This is a genomic window from Cellulophaga sp. RHA_52 (assembly GCF_007827205.1).
Classification (GTDB): domain Bacteria; phylum Bacteroidota; class Bacteroidia; order Flavobacteriales; family Flavobacteriaceae; genus Cellulophaga; species Cellulophaga lytica.
Genome location: NZ_VIRZ01000001.1, coordinates 20,557 through 46,474 on the forward strand (window position 1 = coordinate 20,557; position 25,918 = coordinate 46,474).

The 25,918-nt window shown below is 32.4% G+C and carries 23 protein-coding genes; 6 read left to right on the forward strand and 17 right to left on the reverse strand.

Annotation, left to right across the window (positions count from 1 at the left end):
• Positions 1-55: 55 nt before the first annotated feature.
• Positions 56-793, forward strand: a complete 738-nt coding sequence (locus tag JM80_RS00090) for an ABC transporter permease (protein ID WP_034642898.1) — start codon at positions 56-58, stop codon at positions 791-793.
• On the forward strand, positions 793-1,560 hold the full coding sequence (locus tag JM80_RS00095) for an ABC transporter ATP-binding protein (RefSeq protein ID WP_013621644.1): 768 nt from the start codon (positions 793-795) through the stop codon (positions 1,558-1,560). Before JM80_RS00090 ends, JM80_RS00095 begins: the two co-directional genes overlap by 1 nt.
• Here the strand turns inward: JM80_RS00095 and JM80_RS00100 are convergent.
• The 9 genes from JM80_RS00100 to porV form a co-directional block, all read right to left on the reverse strand.
• A complete protein-coding gene (locus JM80_RS00100) occupies positions 1,557-3,062 on the reverse strand; it encodes a DUF389 domain-containing protein (protein WP_013621643.1) in 1,506 nt (501 codons plus the stop codon). The genes JM80_RS00095 and JM80_RS00100 overlap by 4 nt on opposite strands.
• 11 nt (positions 3,063-3,073) lie before the next feature.
• Entirely contained in the window at positions 3,074-4,144 is a 1,071-nt protein-coding gene (locus tag JM80_RS00105) for a mannose-1-phosphate guanylyltransferase (RefSeq protein WP_089118163.1), read from the reverse strand.
• Positions 4,145-4,148: 4 nt separating this feature from the next.
• On the reverse strand, positions 4,149-4,748 hold the full coding sequence (locus JM80_RS00110; RefSeq protein ID WP_013621641.1) for a SprT-like domain-containing protein: 600 nt from the start codon (positions 4,746-4,748) through the stop codon (positions 4,149-4,151).
• Between the two features lie 181 nt (positions 4,749-4,929).
• Positions 4,930-5,610 carry an SDR family oxidoreductase gene (locus JM80_RS00115; protein ID WP_089118164.1) on the reverse strand — a complete coding sequence of 227 codons (681 nt, stop codon included), beginning with the start codon at positions 5,608-5,610 and terminating at the stop codon, positions 4,930-4,932.
• Positions 5,610-6,572, reverse strand: a complete 963-nt coding sequence (locus JM80_RS00120; RefSeq protein WP_144708823.1) for a M28 family peptidase — start codon at positions 6,570-6,572, stop codon at positions 5,610-5,612. Before JM80_RS00120 ends, JM80_RS00115 begins: the two co-directional genes overlap by 1 nt.
• An 85-nt stretch (positions 6,573-6,657) precedes the next feature.
• Positions 6,658-8,283 (reverse strand): pyruvate dehydrogenase complex dihydrolipoamide acetyltransferase, encoded by a 1,626-nt coding sequence (locus tag JM80_RS00125; RefSeq protein ID WP_089118166.1) that lies wholly within the window; start codon positions 8,281-8,283, stop codon positions 6,658-6,660.
• 3 nt (positions 8,284-8,286) lie between these two features.
• A complete protein-coding gene (gene pdhA, locus JM80_RS00130; protein WP_013621637.1) occupies positions 8,287-9,285 on the reverse strand; it encodes a pyruvate dehydrogenase (acetyl-transferring) E1 component subunit alpha in 999 nt (332 codons plus the stop codon).
• A gap of 168 nt (positions 9,286-9,453) precedes the next feature.
• On the reverse strand, positions 9,454-9,936 hold the full coding sequence (locus JM80_RS00135) for a cytidine deaminase (protein WP_075695164.1): 483 nt from the start codon (positions 9,934-9,936) through the stop codon (positions 9,454-9,456).
• On the reverse strand, positions 9,937-11,088 hold the full coding sequence (porV, locus tag JM80_RS00140) for a type IX secretion system outer membrane channel protein PorV (protein ID WP_034642912.1): 1,152 nt from the start codon (positions 11,086-11,088) through the stop codon (positions 9,937-9,939).
• 405 nt (positions 11,089-11,493) lie between these two features.
• Between porV and gldJ the strand changes: the two genes are divergently transcribed.
• A complete protein-coding gene (gene gldJ / locus JM80_RS00145; RefSeq protein WP_013621635.1) occupies positions 11,494-13,161 on the forward strand; it encodes a gliding motility lipoprotein GldJ in 1,668 nt (555 codons plus the stop codon).
• A gap of 66 nt (positions 13,162-13,227) precedes the next feature.
• The gene (gene murF / locus JM80_RS00150; protein ID WP_144708825.1) at positions 13,228-14,505 is read left to right on the forward strand and encodes a UDP-N-acetylmuramoyl-tripeptide--D-alanyl-D-alanine ligase; all 1,278 of its coding nucleotides are present in this window, start codon (positions 13,228-13,230) and stop codon (positions 14,503-14,505) included.
• Positions 14,506-14,538: 33 nt separating this feature from the next.
• On the opposite strand, the gene JM80_RS00155 is transcribed toward murF, so the two are convergent.
• From JM80_RS00155 to JM80_RS00175, 5 genes are read right to left on the reverse strand one after another with little or no spacing between them, the layout of a single operon-like run.
• A complete protein-coding gene (locus tag JM80_RS00155; RefSeq protein WP_013621633.1) occupies positions 14,539-15,315 on the reverse strand; it encodes an RMD1 family protein in 777 nt (258 codons plus the stop codon).
• Between the two features lie 2 nt (positions 15,316-15,317).
• A complete protein-coding gene (locus tag JM80_RS00160; RefSeq protein WP_013621632.1) occupies positions 15,318-15,617 on the reverse strand; it encodes a hypothetical protein in 300 nt (99 codons plus the stop codon).
• Between the two features lie 2 nt (positions 15,618-15,619).
• Positions 15,620-16,594, reverse strand: coding sequence for a deoxyhypusine synthase family protein (locus JM80_RS00165; protein WP_144708827.1), 975 nt, complete (start codon positions 16,592-16,594; stop codon positions 15,620-15,622).
• Entirely contained in the window at positions 16,584-17,528 is a 945-nt protein-coding gene (gene speB, locus JM80_RS00170) for an agmatinase (protein WP_075695161.1), read from the reverse strand. The genes JM80_RS00165 and speB overlap by 11 nt, the downstream gene beginning before the upstream one ends.
• Positions 17,512-18,915 (reverse strand): arginine decarboxylase, encoded by a 1,404-nt coding sequence (locus JM80_RS00175; protein ID WP_144708829.1) that lies wholly within the window; start codon positions 18,913-18,915, stop codon positions 17,512-17,514. The genes speB and JM80_RS00175 overlap by 17 nt, the downstream gene beginning before the upstream one ends.
• A 584-nt stretch (positions 18,916-19,499) precedes the next feature.
• Here JM80_RS00175 and JM80_RS00180 point away from each other — a divergent pair.
• On the forward strand, positions 19,500-21,422 hold the full coding sequence (locus JM80_RS00180; RefSeq protein WP_144708831.1) for a DUF294 nucleotidyltransferase-like domain-containing protein: 1,923 nt from the start codon (positions 19,500-19,502) through the stop codon (positions 21,420-21,422).
• On the forward strand, positions 21,419-22,084 hold the full coding sequence (locus JM80_RS00185) for a PolC-type DNA polymerase III (protein WP_144708833.1): 666 nt from the start codon (positions 21,419-21,421) through the stop codon (positions 22,082-22,084). The genes JM80_RS00180 and JM80_RS00185 overlap by 4 nt, the downstream gene beginning before the upstream one ends.
• 66 nt (positions 22,085-22,150) lie before the next feature.
• On the opposite strand, the gene JM80_RS00190 is transcribed toward JM80_RS00185, so the two are convergent.
• The 3 genes from JM80_RS00190 to JM80_RS00200 form a co-directional block, all read right to left on the reverse strand.
• Positions 22,151-22,564 (reverse strand): heavy-metal-associated domain-containing protein, encoded by a 414-nt coding sequence (locus JM80_RS00190; protein WP_144708835.1) that lies wholly within the window; start codon positions 22,562-22,564, stop codon positions 22,151-22,153.
• Positions 22,565-22,637: 73 nt separating this feature from the next.
• Complete coding sequence (locus tag JM80_RS00195; protein WP_144708837.1) at positions 22,638-25,133, reverse strand: heavy metal translocating P-type ATPase; 2,496 nt, start codon at positions 25,131-25,133, stop codon at positions 22,638-22,640.
• Between the two features lie 69 nt (positions 25,134-25,202).
• Positions 25,203-25,760, reverse strand: a complete 558-nt coding sequence (locus tag JM80_RS00200; RefSeq protein WP_034642934.1) for an AraC family transcriptional regulator — start codon at positions 25,758-25,760, stop codon at positions 25,203-25,205.
• Positions 25,761-25,918 lie beyond the last annotated feature (158 nt).

Consider the following 25,918-nt stretch of genomic DNA (forward strand, 5'->3'; position numbering starts at 1 on the left):
TGGATGTCAAATGAAAGTTAATATTATTATTTTTACAGACAGAAGTCTATTTTATATGAATTACATAGCATCTATTGGTAGTTATTTTATAATGATTAAGGAGGTTTTTAAAAAACCTACAAAGTGGTCTATTATGAAAAAACTTATTTTAAAAGAAATAGACGAATTGGTTTTTGGTTCCTTAGGTATCATTATATTTATTTCGTTTTTTATTGGTGGTGTAGTAACCATACAAACTGCTTTAAACCTTACCAACCCGTTAATACCAGAAAGTTTAATTGGTTTTGCCGCTAGACAATCTGTTATTTTAGAGTTTGCTCCCACGTTTACCTCTATAATAATGGCAGGTAAAGTTGGGTCTTACATTACATCTAGCATAGGCACAATGCGTGTAACAGAACAAATTGACGCCTTAGAGGTTATGGGTGTAAACTCTTTAAATTATTTGGTTTTTCCTAAAATTATAGCATTGCTATTGTACCCATTTGCCATAGCCATTGCAATGTATGTTGGCATTTTTGGAGGTTGGATAGCTGGTGTTTTTGGAGGTTTTACTACAAGCGCAAGTTTTATTGAAGGAATACAGCTAGACTTTATTCCTTACCACGTTACATATGCCTTTATAAAGTCTATAATATTTGCTTTTGTTATAGCTACCATACCATCTTTTCATGGGTATTACATGAAAGGTGGCGCATTAGAAGTTGGTAAAGCAAGTACCACTGCCTTTGTTTGGACAAGTGTTGCTATTATTATTTTAAATTACATATTAACCCAATTATTATTAGGATAATGATAGAAGTAAACAACCTACACAAATCTTTTGGAGAAGCACACATTTTAAAAGGTGTAACTACAGATTTTGAAAAAGGAAAAACAAACTTAATTATTGGGCAAAGTGGTTCTGGTAAAACTGTATTTTTAAAGTGCTTACTAGGCTTATTTACTCCAGATGAAGGCTATATTTGTTACAACGGAGATATTTACAACGATTTATCTGCCGACCAAAAAAGAAACCTAAGACAAGAAATGGGTATGGTTTTTCAAGGAAGTGCCTTGTTTGACTCTCTTACGGTAGAAGGCAACGTAATGTTTCCTTTAGAAATGTTTACCAAACAATCTAAATCTGAAATGCAAGACCGTGTTAATACTGTTTTAAAACGTGTTAACTTAATAGACGCTCACCATAAATATCCTTCAGAAATATCTGGAGGTATGCAAAAAAGGGTTGCAATTGCAAGGGCAATAGTAATGAACCCTAAGTACTTATTTTGTGATGAGCCCAACTCTGGATTAGACCCCAAAACAGCAATATTAATAGATAATCTTATTCAAGAAATTACTCAGGAATACGATATTACTACAATAATTAATACTCATGATATGAACTCTGTTATGGAAATTGGTGAAAAAATACTTTTTCTAAAAAACGGTCATAAAGAATGGGAAGGCACCAATAAAGAAATTTTTAAGACAGACAACGTAGCTGTAACAGATTTTGTGTATTCTTCTGAGTTGTTTAAAAAAGTAAGACAAATGTATATTGAGGAACGTAACTAATTAGCAAGTTCCCTTACTTGAATATTTTTATCTTTTAACCTTAATTTTAACCACTCTGCTATTTTTTTAATATCGGTTTGTTTATCTTTTGATTTTGTTTTAGGCTTCCAATTAATCTCAAAAACAGGAATAGTATCTACCTTTTTAAAGTCTGTACGTATTGTGTAAGAGTAACCTATAGATGCTAAATTTTCGTAATTAGCTTTGGCTTCTGCGCTTACATCATTAAAAGGTATTTGCTTAGATACAATTTTTTGCAATTGAATTAACTCTTTCTCTAACAAAGCAATTTTTTCTTCTTTACCCATTAATTCTGCTTTTTTAGCCTGGTAAAGCTCATCTACATACTTAATTTGGTCTACTTCATTGTTTTTAGAACCTTGTATAATTTTTAACTCTGTATTTTGTAGCTCTTGAAAATCTTCGTTTTTTATTTCATTCCAACTTGCAATAATATTATCTGGCACTAGTTCTTCACCCATAAACATTACTTCTATTACAGATTTTTGTTCGTTTTTATTTTTACTAAATATTTTATCAAACAAGGATGTATCACCTCCGTGGTACTCTATATTAGTCAAATTATTTAAATACAAACCATTACCAGAGAATTTATATTTAGCTATATTTTCTGATATAAACTGTTGAGCTTGACTTTTAAACTTAGACTCTTCCCAAGCCTTAAAAAACGTCCAACTAGCAGGTACCATAACTAATATTGCTACTATAGATGCTAATCTACTAATTAATCTACGGCGCTCAGAATTGGCATAACGCACCATAGGAAAACGTAATATTTTTATAACTAAAAATGTTGCTAGCGCTATAAAAATAGTATTAATAATAAACAAATACATTGCACCACTAGCATAGTCCCAATTACCAATTGCCAAACCAAAACCTACAGTACATAAAGGAGGCATTAAAGCAGTTGCAATTGCCACACCAAAAATAACACTAGCTATTGTTCCTTTTTTAGCACGAGCAATAACTAAAGCCAAACCACCAAAAAATGCAATAAGAACATCTCTAATGTCTGGTGCTGTACGGGCTAGCAGCTCTGACGACTCATCTCTTAATGGAAAAAATTTAAAAAATAAAAAGGCGGTAAGTATACTTAATACTACCATTACCCCAAAGTTTTTTAATGAACGGCGTAGCGTATCAATATCATTAATTGCTAATGACAACCCCATACCTAAAATAGGCCCCATTAACGGAGAAATTAACATGGCTCCAATTACTACCGCTGTAGAATTGGCATTTAACCCTATAGATGCTATAAAAATTGAGCAAATTAAAATCCAAGAAGTATGCCCTTTAAAGGGAATATCTGCCACTATAGATTCTCTAGTAGCTTCTTGGTCGGTGTTATTACGAATATCTAGAAGCTCTTTTAAAAACTTTTTAGTAGATCCTAATAAACCCTGAAAATCTTTTTTTACGTTATCTGATGTTTCATTACCAGCTACGTTATTATTCTGCTCTGTATTATTATTCATACACAATGGTATTATTTACCAAACTTGTCTTTTACCTCGTTTAAGATAACTTTTATGTCTTGCTCTTTTTCTTTTGGGCAAATTAATAAAACATCATCTTTATCTACTACAATAAAATCATCTAAACTATCTAAAACTACTACTTTATCATTTTTTGTACGCACAATATTTCCACTAGCATTACGGTCTAACAATTGCGCACCAACTACAGCATTACTACTTTCGTTTTTATCTAACTTATCATACAAAGATCCCCAAGTACCTAAATCATTCCAGTCAAAAGTTGCGGGCAACACATAAATACTTTTAGAGTGTTCTAATATGGCGTAATCTATAGAAATATTTTCTGCTAAAGCATAATTTTTAGCTATAAATTTTTTCTCTTCTGGAGTATTATAAGCTTCTATTCCCGAATTAAACAACTGGTATTGCTCTGGCTGAAACGCTTTAAATGCACCAACTATTGTTTTAACGCTCCACATAAATATACCTGCGTTCCATAAAAAGTTACCTTGGCTAATAAATTCTTTTGCTGTGTTATAATCTGGTTTTTCTCTAAACTGATTTACCTTCTTGATTTCTGCAGCAGGATTTTTATCAAACTCTATATATCCAAAACCTGTATTAGGAAATGTTGGTTTTATACCTAATGTACATAGCACATCTTCATTTTCACACTTAGTAAAACATTGTTTTACGTCATTTTCAAAAGCGTTTTCATCTTCTATCCAATGGTCACTAGGCGCAACAATCATTACTGCATTAGGATTACTTTTTTTAATTTTTAGTGCTGCATATAAAATACAAGGAGCTGTATTACGCATTGCTGGCTCTAAAACTACCTGCTCTTGTGTTAGCATAGGTAATTGCTCCAAAACTAAATCGTTATAACTCTCATTAGTTAACACTAATATGTTTTCTTTTGGAATAAACTTATGTAGTCTATTAAAAGTTTTTTGAATTAGTGTACTACCTGAACCCAGCATATCATGAAACTGTTTAGGGTATTCTGCCGTACTTACAGGCCAAAACCTTGACCCTATACCGCCTGCCATTATAACTGCGTAATAATTACTGTTCATATGATTAGTCTTTAATAAGTTCTACTTCTGCATTTGGCTGAAAAACATAAGTTCTCCCACTAGAAAGCTCAACACATTCGTATCTCTTTATTTTTTTTGGTCCTTTTTTAAATAGCTTACCATTGTAAATTCTAAATACACTACCAATAGGTAACTCAAAAATATACGTTTTATTTGATACTGGATCAAATTGCTTTAATGCTAACGATAATTTAGCATCAGTATCACTACTTGCCTTTGGGTTTTTAAAATGATTTGCTACAACTGGTAGTACTTTTGTTGGAAAAATTTCTGGTCTAATAAAAGGTAACATCAATGCCTGAAATGTTTTTTTCCACTCTAGGCCGTGTGGTTTTATTCTTCTTCCATACTTTTCAAAAGCGACTAAATGTGCTATTTCATGTACTAAAGTGATTAAAAATCTATATTTATTTAATGATGCATTTACTGTTATTTGATGCTTTCCGTTTGGTAATCTTCTATAATCTCCGTGTCGGGTAATTCTATCTCCAACAATTTTAAGATGCACTGCATTAACTTTTATTAATGAAGCGCAAGGTGTTACAGCCCTTTCAGGTAAGTATTTAAGAAGGATTTTCTCCATATATACAAAAATAACAGATTCTACCTTTTACAGGCGTACACTACAGTATATTTTGTAGTAAAATACAACTTTTCTTCTTATTATTTATTTGATATTCTAATTTTTTAAACAATGTACAACAAAATAAAAACCGCCTATTAGCACTAACAGGCAGTTTTTTACAATTAAATTATTTATAAAGTTATGGTGTACTATTGCTTACTTGCAACAATTTACCATTGTACATTTTATGTCCAGTAAGGGCAAAATTTTGAATATATTCTGCCATTTCTAAAGCAGTAATTGGTGCTTTATAGCCAGGAAAAGCTTCTTCTAGCATTTCTGTTTGCACGGCTCCTAATGCAAGCACATTAAAAGACGGGCCCGTTTCTTTAAACTCTTCTGCCCAAAGCTCTGTTAACGTAACTACGGCTCCTTTACTAGAACTGTATGCAGATAAGCCAGCAAATTTTAAACTACCTTGCACACCACCCATAGAACTGATAGTTACTACGTGTCCGTTTTTTGGCATTTTAGGTATTACCAACTTGGTTATACTTGCTACACCAAAAACATTTACTTTATAAACAGCTTCAAAATCTGCTGTTGTAGTTTCTAAAAAGGGTTTATTCGCTAATTTTCCTGCATTATTAATTAATACATCTACCTGTTTCCAGTTTGCAGAAATAAAATCTTCAACTTTTTGTAAATCTTCCTCTGCTGAAATATCAAAAGGAAAAGAAAAAATATTAGGATTTTTAAGGGAAGCTATAGGGTCACTATTCCTGGACAAGGCCAAAACTTGGTGTCCGTTGTTTGCAAATAGCTGTGCCATTTGGTAACCTATACCTCTACTACTACCTGTTATTATAATATTTGCCATTAATTGTATTGTATTTCTTTTGTGTCTGAATTTGCAATGCTTTTTATTATAGGAGCAAATTTATTTATTAAACTAGCCATATGATTAAAGTCCATTACACTTGGCTCATCACCTACTTTGTGGTAATGGTCAAAATTTGTAAAATCAAAAGTAGAATAGGTTTGTGATGGTACATTAAATTCGTTATGAAATGGATAATTATCAGATCTCATAAACAATCTAAAGTCACCTGCTTTTGGTAAAAAACCTGCAATTTTTTCACCAGCGTAAGTATTTGTTACAGATGCCAAGTTAGACTTATTAAACCCTGTTAAATATGCTAAATAATCTTTATTTTGCATAGGAATACCTATCATCTCAAAATTAAGCATAGTGTACAAGTTAAGGTTATCTCCCTTTAATTTTTTTGCCAAATGTTTAGAGCCTAATAAGCCCATTTCCTCAGCAGAAAATAGTGCAAAAATTATGCTCCTTTTGTTAGATTTTGTTTTTCCAAAATAACGAGCAAACTCCATAACTGCAGCAGTACCAGAAGCATTATCATTAGCTCCATTTGCTATTACATCATCGCCATCTGCCTTTGCAGTACCAATATGGTCATAATGAGCTCCTATAATTATAAATTCTTTTTTTAATTTAGGATCATTACCTTCTACAAAACCCACTACATTATAGGCAACACCTTTGCTAGAGTCAAAATTTGATAATGTATCTTTGTACGTTTTAAAAAAAGGCTTTACTCCGTTAGCCTTAAAGTTATTTTCTATAAAAGTAGCTGCTTCTGCTATACCATCTGATCCAGACATACGGCCTTGTAAATCATCAGAAGCTAAAAAGCTAACTATTTTTTTTATATCTGCTTCTGTTACCTCTGTTACAGACTCTTTTACTGCTGTATTCTGAGCAACACTAGAACAAGAAACTACAGCTAATAACCCTAAAAAATAAAACGTCTTTTTCATATTTAATTTATTTAAGCACTAAAGATAAAAAAAGCATCTCATTAATTAATGAGATGCTTTTTAATATAATTTAATACTGTTATAATTATGCAAGCATAGTAACAGGATTTTCAATATAACTTCTTAATGTTTGTAAAAACTGAGCACCAACAGCACCATCTACAGTTCTGTGATCACAAGCTAATGTTAACTTCATTGTATTACCTACTACAATTTCTCCGTTTTTAACAACTGGTTTTTCTACAATTGCACCAACAGATAGTATTGCTGAGTTAGGTTGATTAATTATTGACGTAAACTCTTGTATTCCAAACATACCTAAGTTAGATACTGTAAATGTACTGCCTTCCATTTCTGAAGGAGCAATTTTTTTAGATCTTGCCTTACCTGCTAAGTCTTTTACAGAAGCACCAATAGTTGTTAAACTCATTTGATCTGCAAACTTAAGTACAGGAACAACTAAACCTTCATCTACAGCAACAGCAACACCCATATGAATATGTTTGTTGTAACGTGTTACATCATCTTTCCAAGTTGTATTTACTTGCGGATGTTTTCTTAATGCCATTGCACAGGCTTTTAAAACCATATCATTAAATGATACTTTAGTATCTGGCAAACTATTAATTTGTGCTCTAGATGCTTTAGCGTTATCCATATCTACCTCTATAGTTAGGTAAAAATGTGGCGCTGTAAATTTAGACTGACCAAGAACTTTTGCAATAACCTTACGCATTGAAGAGTTTTTAACATCTTCAAAACCTTCTTCTCCTACAGGTGTATAAACCGCTGGTTGAGGCGTAGCTGACGTTACTGAACTAGAAGAAGCAGTTGTAGAACTAGCAGCCGCAGACGGCTTATAGTTTTCTACATCTTTTTTAATAATTCTTCCGTTATCACCAGAACCAGTTACGTCTGATAAATTTATTCCTTTGTCTGCTGCAATTTTCTTAGCTAATGGAGATGCAAAAATACGTTTACCATCTGTAGCTACATTTTCTACTGGAGCCGACTTTTCTTCTTTTTTAGTTTCTTCTTTTGGAGCCTCAGCTGGTGCACTAGCAGTAGCAGAACCACTACCTGCCTTAAGTACAGCATCTACATCTGTCCCTTCTGGACCAATAATTGCCAAAACTTCATCAACGGGAGAAGATTCTCCTTCTTTTATACCTACATATAATAGAGTACCTGAGTAAAAAGACTCAAACTCCATTGTAGCTTTATCTGTTTCTATTTCTGCAAGAATATCTCCTTCTTCTACTTTATCACCAACCTGTTTTAACCAAGCAGCAACAGTACCCTCTTCCATAGTATCACTAAGGCGTGGCATTTTTACAACCTCTACTCCTTCAGGAATAGCAGCTGTAGAACTTTCTGTTGCAGGCGAAGCAGCATCTTTAGGTTCTTCTTCTTTTTCCTCTGTAGCAGTATTGGCTGAAGCATCACCAGATAATAATCCAGAAATATCTTCACCTTCTTCTCCTATAATAGCTAAAAGAGAATCAACAGGAGCTGTATCTCCTTCTTGAATTCCTATATGCAAAAGAACACCTTCATTAAAAGACTCAAACTCCATTGTAGCCTTATCAGTTTCTATTTCTGCAAGAATATCTCCTTCTTCTACTTTATCACCAACATTTTTAAGCCAAGCAGCAACGGTACCTTCTTCCATGGTATCGCTAAGTCTTGGCATATTTACTATAACTGCCATCTTTTATAATTTATGTTGTACAAATGGAAAATCTTCTTGTTCGTAAACCATATCATATAATTGGTTTACTGGTGGGTAATCAGAACTTTCAGCAAATTCTTCACACTCCTTTACCATACGCTTAACTTCTTTATCTATAGCTGAAATCTCATCATCTGTAGCGTATTTATTTTCTTTTATTACATCTAAAACTTGAGTAATAGGATCTATTTTTTTGTATTCCTCTACTTCTGCTTTAGTTCTGTAGTGTTGTGCATCAGACATAGAGTGTCCTCTGTAACGGTATGTTTTAATTTCTAAAAACGTTGGTCCGCCTCCAGATCTTGCTCTTTCTACAGCCTTACTAACTTCTTCTGCAACAGTTACAGGGTTCATACCTTCTACTGCTTTACAAGGCATTTCATATCCTAAACCAAGTTTCCAAATTTCTGTAGAATGTGATGTTCTTTCTACAGATGTACCCATTGCGTAACCATTGTTTTCACAAATAAAAACAACAGGCAATTGCCAAAGCATAGCTAAGTTAAATGTTTCATGTAAAGATCCTTGCCTTACAGCACCATCTCCCATATAACATAATGTAACAGCGTCATTACCAGCGTATTTGTCTCCAAATGCAAGACCAGCTCCTAGAGGAATTTGACCACCAACAATACCGTGACCACCGTAAAAACGGTGTTCTTTAGAAAATATGTGCATAGAACCACCCATCCCTTTAGATGTACCAGTTACTTTACCATAAAGTTCTGCCATTACTTTTTTAGGGTCTACACCCATACCAATAGGTTGTACGTGGTTACGGTAAGCCGTAATCATTTTATCTTTAGTAAGATCCATTGCATGTAACGAGCCAGCTAAAACAGCTTCTTGTCCGTTATACAAGTGTAGAAAACCTCTAACTTTTTGTTGAATATATACTGCAGCAAGTTTATCCTCGAACTTTCTCCAGAATAACATATCCTTGTACCAATTAAGGTAAACTTCTTTGGTTATTTTTTTCATTGAAAACTATTTTAAAAAGTCTGTTTTACAGAATAGCAAAAATACACATTAAATCCACTATCAAAAAAAAATTAAAGAAAAAGCACAGACTAGTTGATGAATGTTTTTTTTAATTAAATTTTTATCAAAAAATTAGGAATAAAAAAATAATTCATCAAAAAAAACAGCTTATAAGAAAGAATTACTAAATGCTAACGGTAAAATATCAGAAATAGAATTGCATTTTACCACAGTACCTTCTTCTCCCATTAACAACAAAGTCATAGGTTCTTTTTGTTTTTGCTCATACTCAATCATAGATTGTCTGCAATTACCACAAGGTGCGGCAGGTTCCAAAACTTTATAATTTTTGGATGTAGCTGAAATTGCTACTGAGCATATTTTAACATTGGGGTATATTGCTGCTGCTTGATAAATAGCTACACGTTCTGCACACAAACCAGAAGGGTAAGCAGCATTTTCTTGATTATTACCTAAAACAATTTTTCCGTTTTCTAATAAAACTGCAGCACCTACAAAAAAACTAGAGTAAGGTGCGTATGCATTATTACGTGCTTCTACGGCTTTGAGCATTAATTTTTTGTCTGTTTCAGGCAACTCATTTATAGAGTCGTAAACAGACATATCAAAAGATAAGGTATGTTTTTTCATTTAGTCGTTTAATAATTCTTCACCTAAGTTAAAGGTAAGAGAAAAACGTAAAGTATTTTCTAACGGATTTTTTATTTTTGATGTAGAAAATAAATAAGATAAATCTACCTGTGCAGCTTTAAATTTAAATCCGGCACCTAGTGAAAAGAATTTACGAGCTCCTTTTAGTTCATTTTCATTAAAATAACCTGTTCTAAGCATAAATGCATCTTGGTAGGTGTATTCTGCTCCTAGTGCCCATGTTACTTCTTTTATTTCTTCACTAAAACCATCTGGTGCATCTGTAAAAGAATCAAAAGCACCTTCTAAAAAGCTAATTTGTTGGTAACGCTCATTATCTTCACTATCAATTTGGCCATCTTCATTAAAATCTTGTGGTGTTGGCACTAATAACTTATTAAATTCTGTATTTATAGATAATACATTGTCTTGATCTAAAATAAAATCAAACCCTGCTCCAAATTTTAAGTTTCCTGGCAAAAAGTTTTCTTGTCCGTTGTTGTCATATGATATTTTACTTCCAAGGTTAGATATGTTAAACCCTGCTCTCCATCTTCCATCAAACTTTTCGTAAGCAATTTCTGGAGATCTATAAAAACCAGATATATCTACGGCAAAAGCTGTAGCTGCACTAGTATCTTCACTAGAATCATCTGAAGGAAATTTTAAATTAGACGTAATAAATCTACCACCAACACCCATAGAAAAGGTATTAGATAATTTTAATGCATAAGCACCTTCTAAAACAAACTCGTTTGGTTTTGCTATTCTAGCTGGTTCATCTATAGTTTGCCTAAGTTCTACTTCTCCTAAACCAAAATAACGCAGTCCAAATGCAAAAGCACTTCTATCATTAATTTTATTATGAAAAGTTGCATTAAGTAAAGCTACATCTGTAACTATGTTTTCTAGATAAGGAGTATAACTTATACCAAATCCCATTTTTTGCTCTGCAAAAGCAAATTTTGAAGCGTTCCATTGTAAGGAATAAGCATCTGCCGAAGTGGCAACCCCCATATCTCCCATACCTGCAGCTCTGGCGTCTGCGGCTATATTTAAAAAAGGTACTGCTGTTGTAATTGCTCTGTTCTGCTCTTGAGCATTACCAAAATATACGGACACCAAAAGTGCTAAGGCTAGTATTTTTTTCATCATCAATTTTATAATATCTGTTCTTTATCCAAATGTCACTACAATAAATAGTGCAATATTTTAATAAACGCTCTTTTTCAAAATATCTTATAAATTAAGAACTTTATTTTTAATAATACATAACAATGCCCAATATACTATAAAAAATAAAACTCCTTATTTACTTATTATTAAGCAACTATAAATTTCTATTAAAAAGAATTCATAAAATAATACTAATATAATATTTACGCCGTTATAGATTTGTTGAACATTGTTTTATAGCTTGTTTTATAATTTTTTGGGAATTGTAAAATATTCTAAGAAAATTTGCGTTTAATAAGCCGATAGTAAGCAAAGTTTAAATAGAAAATAAGTATAGTATAACTGCAATTAGCAGTAAAGTATAGAACTCAAGTCTTAATTATGAAAAAACAATTCATTAAAGTTGTACTCTCGTGTGCTGTTGTAGCAGGTAGCATAACTAGTTGTAAAAAATCATCTTCATCTAAAGATGTATCTCGTGCCACAGGTTGGAAGATAAATGCCAAAGAGGGTGGTTTTCAGCACAACTCTGATTTTAAAGAACAAGTTACCGCACCGGGACTTGTATTTATAGAAGGTGGTACATTTACCAAAGGTAAGGTACAGGATGATGTTATGCATGATTGGAATAATACTCCAACGCAACAACATGTACAATCCTTTTATATGGATGAAACTGAAGTAACTAATAAAATGTACCTACAATTTTTAGATTACTTAAAATCTGTTTACCCACCAGAAGACCCTAAATATGCAAATATTTACAAAGGGGCTTTGCCTGATACTTTGGTATGGAGAAACAGACTTGGTTTTAACGAAACTATGACTAACAACTATTTAAGACACCCTGGCTATGCAGAGTATCCTGTAGTTGGTGTTAACTGGGTACAAGCTACGCAATTTGCAGAATGGCGTACAGACCGTGTTAACGAATTAATGTTGGAAAAAGAAGGCTACCTTAATAAAGAAGCTAAATACAAAGCATTAAATGGTGAAGCTGCTGGTACTTTTAGTACTGAAGCTTACCTAAACAGACCAGAGTCTGTTTATGGCGGACAAATAGATTCTTTACAAGGTAAAGCTAAAAAGAACGACTCTGTACCTTCTTTTGCTAAAAGAAGTAGTGGTGTAATTTTACCAGAATATAGATTACCTACAGAAACAGAATGGGAATATGCTGCACAAGCTAACCAAGGTTCTAGAGAATACAATAACTACAGAGGTAGAAAAAAATATCCTTGGGAAGGAGATTACACTCGTAACGGACAACGTGTTGGTAGAGGTGATCAACTAGCTAACTTTAAACAAGGAAAAGGTGATTATGGTGGAATTGCTGGTTGGTCTGACGATGGTGCAGATATTACAAACGCAGTAATGTCATACAAACCAAATGATTTAGGTCTTTATGATATGGCAGGTAACGTGTCTGAATGGGTTGCAGATGTATACAGACCAATAGTAGATGATGAAATTAGTGACTTTAACTACTATAGAGGTAACATTTACATGAAAACAGCAATTGGTGAAGACGGTAAAGTAAACGTACTTAGAGACTCTGTTGTTTATGACACCTTACCTAACGGAAAAATAGTAGCTGTTAATTTACCTGGTGAAATTAAAATGGTTGCCGTAGATGAAGAAGAAACTTATTTAAGAACTAATTTCTCTTCTAGTGATAACAGAGGTTATAGAGATGGTGAGCCTGGATCTACAAGATTTTATGACAGATTTAATGAAGCTGATGGTGATGAAGAAAACAAGATATCTATGTACAACTCTCCTACTAATAAAATAGAAAGAGATAGCGCTGGTAATTTTGTTAGAAACTATGACAAGTCTAACTACAGAACGTCTTTAATTAATGATGAAGTTAGAGTATACAAAGGTGGATCATGGAGAGACCGTGCATTTTGGTTAGATCCTGCACAACGTAGATACTTACCACAGTATATGGCTACAGATGATATTGGATTTAGATGTGCAATGTCTAGAGTTGGTTCTAAGTCTAAAACAAAAAACAAAACTGCTAGAGGTAAAAAAGTAAAATAATTTACCACAACATATTTTTTAAAAAAGACTGCTCCTTTGAGCAGTCTTTTTTTTTATATTCGCTTTATGACAATAGCACAAATCCATCAACTATTTTTAACACATTCTACCGTTTGTACAGACACTAGAAAAATAACTAAAGACTGTATTTTTTTTGCGCTTAAAGGCGATAATTTTAACGGTAATACATACGCTTCTGAAGCTTTAGAAAAAGGTGCTGCTTATGCAGTTGTAGATGAAAAAGAATACGCAATTAACAACAAGTTTATTTTGGTTGATGACGTATTACAAGCATTACAGCAACTTGGCAAGTATCATCGTAAAAAATGTAAGGCAAAAGTAATAGGCTTAACGGGTAGTAACGGAAAAACAACAACCAAGGAACTTATTAAAGCTGTTATTCAAAAAAAATATAAAACCGTTGCAACTGTAGGTAACTTAAACAACCACATTGGTGTTCCTTTAACGCTTTTAACCATACAAAAAGATACAGAAATTGCAATTGTAGAAATGGGCGCTAATCACCTTAAAGAAATAGCATTTTTAAGTAGCTTAGCAGAACCAGATTATGGGTATATTACCAATTTTGGAAAAGCACATTTAGAAGGTTTTGGCAGTACTGAAGGTGTTATACAAGGTAAAAGTGAATTGTACAAGTACCTAACCACAAACCAAAAACACGTTTTTTTAAATGCAGATGATCCTATACAAGAAAGTAAGCTTGGTACGTATGTAAAAAAAATAGGGTTTAGCAGTAACAATAGCAATTATTTTAAAATAGAATTACTTAGCGCAGACCCGTTTGTTACTATTAAAGTAAAAGATATTACAATAACCACTAAGTTGGTTGGTGCTTATAATTTTACCAATTGTTGTGCTGCTATAATTATGGGTAAATATTTTAACATAGCACTACCATTAATTAAAGAAGCTATAGAAGGTTACACACCAGCAAATAACAGATCTCAGATACTAGAACAAAACGGTTACAAAATAATACTAGATGCCTACAATGCTAACCCAACAAGTATGGCTGCAGCATTAGATAATTTTAATGGTATAAAAGCCGCACATAAAATTGTTTTTTTGGGAGATATGTTTGAGCTTGGTACTACTGCAGAAACAGAGCACCAGCATATAGCAGATAAGGCTTGTAAAATGAATTTCACCACTACTTTTTTAGTAGGCGAAAATTTTGCAAAAGCGAAAACAGAAGCTACACAACTAGTCACATTTAAAGACTTAGAAGAGTATTTAAAAAAGCATCCTTTACAACCCAATAGCAGCCTTTTAATAAAAGGATCTAGAGGTATGGCTTTGGAACGCATTTTAGATATATTATAAAAAAACCTCTCTTTTCAGAGAGGTTTTTAGTTTTTAAAAAATTTTTAAAATAAGCATATCTAATACTTCTATTACAATAAGTATTATAATAATCCACTCTAGCCTACTGCTTTCTTTGTGGTCCATAATATCTTTAAACAATTCTAGATTTTCTTTAATAATCTCTAATCGTTCATGAATATACCTATACCTATCTTTTAGGTCAAACGTTTTTTTAAGTTCAAGGTTTAAAAGACTTAAAGCTTCATTATCCCAAGTTATATCTGGAGAATCAAAAATATATAGGTTTTCAGAAATCTCATTTTTAATATTTAAAACTCTACCTATAAATCTTTTTAGTTTATTACCAGAAATATCTAGTTTTCCTTTTTGCTCCAAATACTTTGTGTGCTCATTTGTTTCTCCCAATAGTTGCTCTGTAATATCAAAATAATTATCTAAAGCCACAGACTGCGATGCATTTAAAACTATTAAACGTATAGCCTCATAATCAAAAAAAGGTATTATTACCTTGTTAAATGACACCTCTTGTTTTTCTGGTTCTATAACAACATTTACTTCTTCAGAAAAACGTTCATCTTTTAAGCCTTTACAAAAGGGTTTAATACTATCTAAAATTGTTCTTTTTTCTTCTAAAGTATGATTAAAAAAGCCAACCATACCATATTGAAAAATGTAAACAAATTTTTCATTTCCCATTTTATAAAATAACTCGTCTCCGTCTGAAAAAAGGAGCTCCCAAGTTAAACTACGCTTGCATTCTCTAATACTTATAGAGGCAGCAATTTGGTATGCATCTACGCTATACATGGCTAATCTTCAACATCGTCTATAGGAATATCTGGTATAGCGTTAGGATCGTCATCATCAAAATCTTCATAATCATCCTCATCATAATTAGCCATAGTCACCTCTAACTTTTCACTAATTTTAACCAAATACTTAGTATCTTCTGTTAGTACCTCTACAGCTTCAATGCGCTCTCCTTTTGCGTTGTAAAAACTTATAACATTAAGGTCATCATAACCATCTGGATACTTCTCTACCAAAAGTTTTAAAACTTCTGGAGTAAGCTTTTTAAAATCTACAATAACTCTTTTTAAATTATCCATAGTTACATATCTAATAAGTAAGCAAAAATTAATGGCGCAACAATTGTAGCATCACTCTCTATTATAAATTTAGGCGTATCTATATCTAATTTACCCCAAGTAATTTTTTCATTTGGCACTGCACCAGAGTAAGATCCATAACTTGTTGTAGAATCGCTAATTTGACAAAAATAGCTCCAGAATGGTGTATCTGTTCGCTCCATATCTTGGTATAACATTGGCACTACGCAAATAGGAAAATCACCTGCAATACCACCACCTATTTGAAAAAATCCAATTCCGTTTTCAGAATTCTCTGTATACCAATCTGCCAAGAATGTCATATATTCTATACCAGATTTCATAGTACTAGCTTTAAGCTCACCTTTTAACACATATGATGCAAAAATGTTACCCATTGTACTGTCTTCCCAACCAGGACAAACTATTGGTAAGTTTTTTTCTGCTGCTGCATACATCCAAGAATCTTTTAAATCTATCTCATAATACTCTTCTAAAACACCAGAAAGTAGCATTTTGTACATATATTCATGAGGCAAGTAACGCTCACCAGCAGCTTCTGCATCTTTCCAAATTTTTACAATATGCTCTTGCAAACGTCTAAAAGCTTCTTCTTCTGGTATACACGTATCTGTTACACGGTTTAGGCCTTTTTCTAGCAAATCCCACTCTTGTTGCGGAGTTAAATCTCTATAATTAGGCACACGTTTGTAATGTGAGTGTGCTACCAAGTTCATAATATCTTCTTCTAGGTTTGCACCAGTACAGGATATAATTTGCACTTTGTCTTGGCGAATCATCTCTGAAAATATTTTTCCTAACTCTGCAGTACTCATTGCACCAGCCAAAGAAACTAACATTTTAGATCCTTTGTTTAACTGATCTTCATACCCTTTTGCAGCATCTACCAAAGCAGCAGAATTAAAGTGTAAGTAGTATTTTTCTATAAAATTAGAGATAGCTCCTTTAGTCTTCATCTTCTTCAAATTTTGAAATAGTAGAGTTACCAGCTTTTAGATCTATAGCATATGTATTATCATAAGCATCATCTACACCTTCACCCATAAATTTATAACTTAACATTTTGTAGTATAATTTTGCTGCTAAAAAATCTGACGATTTATCTGCCTTATTTGGGCAAAGTTCAACAATATCAAAACCTACAACATTTTTTTCTGTAAATACTTGTTTTAAAAACTCTAGAGTTTCATACCAAAACAAACCTCCTGGTTCTGGTGTTCCTGTAGATGGTAATATAGATGGGTCTAAAGCATCTAAATCTAAGGTAATAAAAACGTTTTCTGTCATTTGGTCTACAACCTTATCCATCCAATACTCATCATTAACCATATCATGAGCAAAGAATGTTTTTTCTTCATCCATATATGTTTTTTCTATAGCATCCATACTACGTATACCTACTTGTAACAAATTAGTTTGTTGACTTGCCTCATGCACTGCGCAAGCGTGGTTACAAGCTGTTCCCTCATAAGATGCTCTTAAATCTGCATGTGCATCAATATGCAAAACAGTTAGGTTATTAAAACACTCATTAAAAGCCCTAATAGTGCCTATAGAAATAGAATGTTCACCACCAAATAACGTTACAAACTTGTTACGTTTAATGTACTTTTTAGTTATTTTATGCACCTCGTCTACCATAGCTTCTGGCGAGCTATTTTCTGTAATTGCATCAGCAAGGTATATTCCTTGTTGGTATGGTTCTGTACCGGTTTCAATATCGTACAATTCCATATTTTCTGATGCAGCTAAAAAAGCCTCTGGCCCTTTATCTGCTCCTTTTCCCCATGTACTTGTTCCGTCATAAGGAACTGGGATTAAAACTACTTTTGCGGTCTCCAATTGCGCAAACTCATCTGGAATGCCTGCGTAATTATTTGTTGTGCTCATATCCTAAAATTTTAAGCAGATCTTCTGCCTTTTGTTGTTCATTAAATAATTTGGTTGTTATTTTTCCTTCTGCATCTTTGTTTATTAATATGTGCTTTGGCTGTGGTATTAAGCAATGTTGCAAACCGCCATAACCACCAATACTTTCTTGGTAAGCTCCAGTATTAAAAAACCCAATGTATAAAGGCTTATTTTTTTTATATTTTGGTAAATAAATAGCATTTGTGTGTTGCTCACTGTTGTAATAATCATCACTATCACAAGTTAAACCACCAAGCAATACTCGCTCATACTCATCATTCCACCTATTAATTGGCAGCATAATAAACCTTTTATTTATTGCCCAAGTATCTGGCAATGTTGTAATAAAAGAAGAGTCTATCATATTCCACTTTTCTCTATCGTTTTGTTGTTTTTGGTATAAAATTTCATAAATAGCACCACCTGCTTCACCCACAGTAAAACTACCAAACTCAGTAAAAATATTTGGCACATCTACGCCTGCCTCATCACATGTTAATTTAATCTGATTAATGATTTCATCAATCATATATTGGTAATCATAATCAAAAACTAAAGAGTTTTTGATTGGAAAACCACCACCTATATTTAAACTATCTAGAGACGGACAAATCTTTTTTAATTTTACATAAACCTTTAAACACTTTAAAAGCTCGTTCCAGTAATATGCATTGTCTTTTATACCTGTATTTATAAAAAAGTGCAACATTTTTAACTGTACCTTATCATTATCTCTAATTTGATTTTCATAAAAAGGAACAATGTTTTTGTAGCCAATTCCTAAGCGAGAAGTATAAAACTCAAATTTTGGTTCTTCTTCAGACGCTATACGAATTCCTACTTTAAAGTCTTCATTAATTTCATTAGACAACAGGTCTATTTCCTCATAATTATCTATAATTGGTATGCAATTACGGTGTCCTTCATTAATTAACCTTGCTATGTTTGTTATGTATTGGTCTCTTTTAAAGCCGTTACATATTACATAAGTATCATCTTTAATTTTACCTTCTTTTTTTAAGTGCTCAACAATATTAATATCAAACGCAGAAGACGTTTCTATATGTATATTATTGTTTAAGGCCTCATGCAATACTGGTTTAAAATGAGAACTTTTAGTACAATAACAGTAATGGTATTTACCTTTATATTGGTATTTTTCCATTGCTATAGTAAACCAATTTTTAGCTCTAGAAATATTATCAGAGATTTTTGGTAAGTATGTAAACTTTAACGGGCTACCGTATTGTTCTACTAGTTGTTTTAATGGTATGTCATGAAACATTAAGTTTTCACCATCTAACTTAAACTCTTCTTGTGGAAAATGATAAGTCTGGTCAATTAAATCAATATATTTAGTATTCATTAAATTATTATTTGATAAATTAAAATTTTAAAACACAGGAAAACCTTATGCTTTTGGGCGTTTTTTGCGACTAAAATTTTAAAATACTAAACAATGATTTGACGTTCCGTGGTTGGCACGAAAAAGTAGTCATGCTGGCTGCAGACTATAGAGGTGTTACCGGAAGTTAGCTTTAAAATTCGGTTTCCTATCTTATAGGTTGTTTTTGGGTATGACTTCCTAATTCCCAAAAACCCGAACATAGAAACATTATACATTTATGCTCAGCTATGTGCTAAATTGCCAAAATTTAATCCTTTATTTTGACGGGACAAATGAAAACAAAAAAAATGAAAAAACTAATATTCCATCAAAAAAAATAAAAAAAATAATTTTCTGATAACACAAAGCTAACAGAAAACTTAAAAACCCCTTTAAAACAAGGAATACAAGAGTTATAATCAATTTAAAAATAAGTCTTAAAAATCTTATATTTTTAAAAAAAAGTTCTTTTTAAAGTCAAAAACACTTGTTACTTTAAGTTATTTTAATGCCGTTTATAACTTATTCTCTCTTAAATTTACAAAACAATAGTAATAAAACGTATGAAAAATACCATATCACATAGAGTAGCAGATTTTTTAAAAAACTACCCTCCTTTTAATCAATTATTATTAGAAGAATTACAAGAATTAGCTACACAAATATCTATTGTTTATAAAGAAAAAGATGCTATTATTTTTAATGAAAATGATGCGCCACATACTCATTTTTATATTATACATAAAGGTGCCGTATCTTTAAATAAAACAGAAACCAATACTATTGTAGATATTTGTGATGAAGGAGATATTTTTGGTTTACGCCCTTTAATTGCTAATGAAAATTATAAAATGCAAGCAAAGGCACATGAAGAAAGTATATTATACGCCATACCTATTGTTACTTTTAAACCATTTGCTACTAGCAACAGAGATGTTGGTAATTTTTTAATAGATAGTTTTGCCTCTAACACTAGAAACCCTTATTCTAAAAGCTACAGAGGTACCTTATACGGAGAGCCTGAAAGCGGAGAAGTTTACAACCCTAGTGCAGAGTTGTTTGACTTGCAGCCTGTAAAATATTCTAAAAAACTAGTAAGTTGCTCTCCTAAAACACAAGCAAAAGTGCTAGCTGCAAAAATGACAAGCAAAAATGTTGGTGCTATTTTAGTTTTAGAAGACAAATTACCCATTGGTATTATTACAGACAAAGATTTGCGTAACAAAATTGTTACTGGGAAACTACCTATTTCTGCTCCTGCAAGAGAGATAATGACATCGCCAGTAATTACTTACTCAAAAAAATTAACCATTACGCAGGCACAAATGGCAATGATAAAAAGTAATATTAGCCATTTATGCTTAACAAAAGATGGTACTGTTAATTCTAAGGCTGTTGGTATTTTATCTAAACATGATGTTATGCTTGCGGTTGGCAACAACCCAACAGTACTAATTAAGGCAATAAAAAGAGCCACTAGAACTAAGGAAATTAAGCAGGTTAGAAAAGGCATAATGATGCTGTTAAAGGGATATTTAAACCAGAATATACCAATGACATTAATTTCTAAAATTATTTCTGAACTTAATGATGCCTGTATTAAGCAAATTATAAAAAATTCTATTGCTAAGTTAGGTACTCCGTTACCTGTATCTTTTAGTTGGCTTGCATTAGGTAGCCAAGGTAGAAGTGAACAATTACTACATACAGACCAAGACAATGCTCTGGTTTTTGAAGATGTACCACCAGAAAAACTAGAAGAAACAAAAGCAATATTTATAAATTTTGCCAAACAAGTAACACAAAGACTAAACGTTATTGGCTACGAGTATTGCCCTGCAGAAATGATGGCTTCTAACCCAAATTGGTGCTTAAGCCTTAGTGAGTGGAAAACAAATGTTACATCTTGGATTACAAATCCTGGTAAAGATGAAGTATTGTTATCATCTATATTTTTTGATTATAACAATGTATATGGCAACCAAGAGTTGGTTACAGAACTATCAAACCATATATTTGAAACAGCTAAAAATTACCCAAATTTCTTTTTACATTTAGCTAGCGGATCTTTACAAAACCCATCTCCTACCGGTTTTTTTAGACAATTTTTAGTAGAGCAAGATGGTGCAAATAAAGACTTTTTTGATATTAAAAGACGTGCGCTTATGCCATTAACAGATGCAGCTAGAGTTTTAATATTATCTCACTCTATAAAGTCTATTAATTATACTGCAGAGCGTTTTGAAAAATTAGCCGAGTTAGAACCCAATAACGCAGAACTATTTATTGCTGCATCTTATGCTACCAAAGCATTACTAAAATTTAGAACCAAACAAGGTTTATTACATAACGATTCTGGCAGGTATATATCATTAAGCAAACTAACTAAAGCAGAGAAAATAAAACTTAAACGAACCTTTAGAACTATTAAGGAAATACAAGAATTAGTGTATATTAGATTTAAAGTATCAAACCTATTAAGATGATAAATTTCTTTAAAAAAAGTAAATTAGATTTACCAGATTATTGGCTTGAATATGAAAATCTTTTTAAAACCAAACAACCAGAAAACATACAAGATATTACGTTTGTTGTTTTAGATACAGAAACTACTGGCTTTAGTTACCAAGAAGATCGTATGCTTTGTATTGGTGCTTTAAAACTTAAAAATAATGATATTAATATAGGTGATAGTTTTGAGGTTTTTATACACCAAGATCATTACAACCAAGAAACGGCAGAAATACACGGAATATTAAAAGAAGGTAAAACTACTAGACTTGAAGAGCTAGAAGCCTTAAAACTGTTTTTAGCGTACCTAAAAAACAGTGTCATTGTAGCCCACCACGCTGGTTTTGATGTTACTTTTATAAATATGGCATTAGAGCGCCATGGCTTACCCAAATTAAAAAACAAAATTTTAGATACATCTACCTTGTATAAAAAAACACTTATACGCTCTAATTTATTGGTAAAAAAAGAGCATTATTCTTTAGATGAATTGGCAGAAAAGTTTAGTATATCTGTAAAAGATAGGCATACCGCTCTTGGTGATGCGTATATTACTGCTATTGCTTTTTTAAAGATTTTGGTAAAATTAAAAGAGAAAAAAATTACCACTTTAAAACAGTTACTCCGCATTTATTAAAACAGCATAAAAGAAGCGACAAACTAGGTCTACCAGATTGCCGCTTTTTTTAAAGTTATTTGCGTATTATTCTTCTACACTCATTGCCATTTCATGATCATACTTGCAACAGGCAGGTAATTCTTTATAAGCTTCTTCACTTCCGGAAGACTTTTCTGTATCGTAACCAGATTCTGCTATAGCTTTATGAAATGCATCTTCATTAGTTTTATCACCATTAAAAGCAATTGTAATTTGTTTCTTTTTAACATCCCAATTTGCACTAGCTACACCGTCTACAGATTTTGCTGCTTTTTCTATAGTACTTTTACACATACCACAGTTACCACGCACACCAAAAGTAGTTTTAGCCGTAGCCAACTCATCTTCTACATTTACACTAGTGCTGTTACCACCATCTGTAGTCTGCTTTGCATCATTTTTACAACTGGTAAAGGCTAATAAGCCAAGTACAGCTGTAGTCAAAATCATCTTTTTCATAGTAGATATTTATTAATCGATGTTAATATAGTAATTTTTATTTTTTATACATTTAAAAAATGCATCTACTTATTTATATTTTTATTTTTTTTAATCGTAATGCATTTGCAATTACAGACACAGAACTAAAACTCATAGCTAAAGCTGCTATCATAGGGGAAAGCAACAAACCAAAGACAGGATACAAAACACCTGCTGCAATTGGTACACCTATAGTATTATAAATTAGCGCAAAAAATAAGTTTTGTTTAATGTTTTTAAGTACTCCACTACTTAAGTTATGTGCTTTAACTATACCGTGTAAATCTCCTTTTACAAGTGTAATCATTGCGCTCTCTATAGCCACATCTGTACCAGTACCCATTGCAATGCCAACATCACTTTTTGCTAATGCAGGCGCATCATTAATTCCATCACCAGCCATAGCAACTATTTTACCTTGTTGTTGTAATTTTTCAACTTCTTTTAACTTATCTTTTGGCAACATACCGGCTTTAAAACTATTTAAATTAAGTGAGTCTGCTACAGCCTTAGCAGTTTCATAAGTATCACCAGTAAGCATAATTACGTCTACTCCTCTATTTTGTAGTTCCTTTATTGCTTTAGCGCTTGTTTCTTTAATTTTATCAGCAATAACAACATAACCTATGACCTCTTTATTTATTGCTACATAAGAAACTGTTTTTCCTTGTTTTTGATATTTTTGTACCTCCTCTTCCATTACAGAAGAAATAGCAGCATTAGCATAGTTCATCATTAATGCATTACCCAAACTTATTTTAGTATCAGAAATAACACCTTCTACACCTTTACCTGTAACAGCATTAAAGTTTTTTGTTTTTAAAAAATCAACTTTATTTTCTTTAGCATAATTTACTGTAGCTTCTGCTAAAGGGTGCTCACTAAAATTATTTAATGAAGCTATAAATTGTGTTACTTTATCTACCGTAAAATCTTTATTAAAAACACTTACCTTTTCTACTGTGGGTTTCCCTTCTGTAATTGTTCCTGTTTTGTCTACAATTAAAACTTCTAATTTATTCATTAACTCCAAAGCCTCAGCATTTTTTATTAAAACACCGTTTTGGGCTCCTTTACCAACACCAACCATAATAGACATTGGTGTTGCCAAGCCTAATGCACAAGGACACGCTATTATTAATACCGCAATAGCATTTACTAAGGCAAAAACATAAGCAGGCTCTGGACCCCAAATTACCCAAGCAATAAAGGTTAGTATAGAAACAATAACCACTACTGGCACAAAATAACTAGATATTTTATCTGCTAATTTTTGTATTGGCGCTCTACTACGACTGGCATCATTCACCATTTTCACAATCTGAGAAAGCAATGTATCTGCACCCACTTTTTCTGCTTGCATTAAAAAAGACTGGTTACCGTTAATAGTACCACTACTAACCTCATCTTTTACAGTTTTACTAACAGCAATGGGTTCTCCAGAAATCATAGACTCGTCTACCGTTGTGCTACCCTCTGTAATATAACCATCAACAGGGATTTTTTCTCCTGGTTTCACTTTTAGAACATCACCTTTAACAACGTTATTTATAGCAACTTCTTCTTCTACTCCGTTAACAACCTTAACTGCTTTGTTAGGTGCAAGTTTAAGTAACTCTTTAACGGCTGCATTAGTTTTACTGTGCGCGCGTGCCTCTAACACCTGCCCCATTAAAACTAATGTTAATATTACCGTTGCAGCTTCAAAATATACATGTACTGCTCCACTTTGTGTTTTAAACTCAGCAGGAAAAAAATCTGGTACCAATAAGCCAAAAACACTAAATAACCAAGCTACACCTGCGCCAATACCAACCAGTGTAAACATATTTAAATTCCACGTTTTTACACTTCTGTAAGCACGTTCAAAAAACATCCACGTACCATAAAAAACTACAGGTATAGACAACACTAATTGTACCCAATTCCAATATTTTTGATCTAAAATGGTATACAATGTGTTGTTAAGCAGCATCTCGCTCATTGCTATTAAAAAAATAGGTAATGTAAAACCTAAAGACAACCAAAATTTATGTATTAGTTTTTTATATGTTTTTTCTTCTGCAGAAAGACTAGGTTCCATTGGCACTAAGTCCATACCACAAATAGGGCAATCTCCGGGCTCATCTTTTACAACCTCTGGGTGCATTGGACACGTATATTGTTGTTGAGTAACAGGGTTTAAATTTTGTTCCTCTACCAAATCCATTCCGCAGACAGGACAGTCACCAGCCTCATCGTAAGTTTTATCATCTTCACAATGCATAGGACAATAAAAAACACCTGTGCCTTGCCCTTTTGGCTGTGCTTCTTTTGTTGGAGTATGCACGTGCTCACCTACATTATGTATACTATACCTGTCACCATCTTTTTTTAAAGCTTCTTTAAAAGTATTTATAGGTATATGAGATTCGGATTCTATTGTAGCTTCTGCTTTTTCTAAATTAACGCTAGCATTAGTAACACCATCTACATTAGCCAGTGTTTTTTCTACGTGCCCACGGCAACCATTACAAGTCATTCCGTGTATATGATAGGTATGTTTCATTTTGTTTCTTTTTACACTACAAAATTAAGCACACAGTCTTTGTTGCACTTTCACAATTCCGATTCTTATTTATACAATTTGGTCTAGTGTTTTTCTATCCCAATTCTCCAAATTTTTATAATCGCTCATAGACATTCCTGTAACAGTTTTAAACTGGCGGGCTAAATGGCTACTTGTTTTATAATTTAAACTATAAGCTATTTCAGAAAAATTTAGTTGTCCTAACTGTATGTATTCCTTTACTTTTTCTATTTTTAAGTTGATGGTGTATTTCTCTAACGTTACACCTTCAGACTTACTAAAAAGCTTACTAAGAGCTGTTTCTGTTTTACCAAATTCTTTTGCTAAAGCCTGAAAAATATGAGCTGTTTCTCCATTTTCGATCTTATGAATTATAGCCACTTTTAATTGTTCAATTAAAGTATCTGTCTTGTTAGCTATTACTTCAAAACCAATTTGGGTAAGCATTTTACTTAAGTTTTTAAAACTACTTTTAGCACCTTTTGTAGCAATAACTTTTCCTAATTCTACAGATTCCACCACATAATCTTCAGCATTAAAAATATCTAAAACCGAAGCTATACAACGGTTGCAAACCATATTTTTTATATAAATTGTTTCTTGCATAATTAATTGAGGGTGCTATTTTTTTAAAAAAAATTGACATAAAAAAAATACACAAATGGGCAATTTTAAAACTGCTACAATGGTGTATTTTTTTATAATGAATACATTGTAAACAATGCATCAAAATTACTTAAAAAAAAGAATTACTAGTGTTATAA